This window comes from Polynucleobacter sp. 35-46-11 (genome assembly GCF_002281105.1).
The window spans coordinates 1-1317 of record NZ_NCFJ01000628.1 but is presented as its reverse complement, the minus strand read 5'-3'; the positions used below and the strand labels follow the sequence as shown (position 1 = coordinate 1317).

1 protein-coding gene is annotated in these 1317 nt (G+C 47.4%); it reads right to left on the bottom strand.

The window, feature by feature from the left end; genetic code table 11:
• Positions 1-1212, bottom strand: a 1212-nt coding sequence (locus B7Y67_RS18275; protein WP_293599852.1) for an RNA polymerase sigma factor region1.1 domain-containing protein, incomplete at its 3' end; no start/stop codon positions are given.
• Positions 1213-1317 lie beyond the last annotated feature (105 nt).

The following is a 1317-nucleotide window of genomic DNA, read 5'->3' as shown; positions in this document are numbered from 1 at the left end:
GTTAGCTGTAGCTGCGCCACCGCCGCCACCGCCGCCTTCATCTTCTCCGCCTTCTTCATCGCCCTCTTCAGCATCTGGATCAATTTCAGGCTCTTCTGGGCCAAGCTTAATATCTTCGGCATTAGGATCTACCAATCCGTCAACGAACTGATCAATCTCCATCTCACCGCTAGCAATCTTGTCTACGTTAGCCAAGATCTCGCCAATTGTGACTGGGCAAGCAGCCAAAGCCATCACCATGTCTTTAAGACCTGCTTCGATCTTCTTCGCAATGACGATCTCGCCTTCACGAGTCAAGAGGTCAACAGTACCCATCTCGCGCATATACATACGCACCGGATCGGTTGTTCGTCCAAACTCTGAATCAACAGTAGCTAAAGCGGCTTCCGCCTCTTCTTCAGCCTCTTCTTCAGAAGTGGTTGCTGAAGCGTTTTCATTGAGCAAGAGTGTTTCAGCATCTGGAGCTTGCTCATAAACAGTAATGTTGATGTCGTTTAAGAGACTGATCAATGTTTCCAATGCATCCGCATCAGATAATTCATCTGACATAACGTCATTCATTTCGCCATGAGTTAAGTAACCCTTGGACTTACCCATCTTGATCAATGTCTTCAAACGGGTACGACGTAATTCTTGTTGCTCTTCAGAGCCTAACTGTTGTGCCGCAAATTCTTTTAAGAGGGCCTTTTCTTTTGCTTTACGTTCACGCGCTTTTTGACGATCAGTCAATACAGGCTCAGCGCCTTCTGCAGGAGCATCTGCTTTTGGCTTGCGACCTTTCTTCACTTCTTCAGTCGCAACAACCTCAGTCCCCACATCAACTGCTTTGGCTTTTTTACCCTTAGCTTCTTTAACCGCTTCAACCTTAGGAGTCGCTACCTTACCTTTTTTAGGAGCCTCAACCTTGGCAGCTTTAGCTGGAACTTTTGCAGGAGCCTTGGTAACTGGTTTAGCTGGAGCCTTGCTTGGCTTAGCTGCAACCTTTTTTACTACCGCCTTTACCGGCTTTGCTGGAGCTTTTGCTACAGGTTTAGCTGGGGCTTTTGCTTTCGGTGCTGGTTTTGCTGGGGCCTTTACTGGCTTAGCAGGTGTCTTCGCTTTTGCTGCAGGTTTAGCTGGAGCCTTTGCTTTCGGTGCTGGTTTAGCGGGTGTCTTGGCTTTTGCTGCAGGCTTGGCTGGTTTAGCTGCTGGTTTTTTCTTAATATTTGGCATTTATTCGCACTTACTCACGTTACTGATGATTGTTCTCGACTGCTTAGGCGCAGCTACTTTATCCACTTGCCCCAAATTTCTTCAAAATAAAGCGCAAGTGGCTGA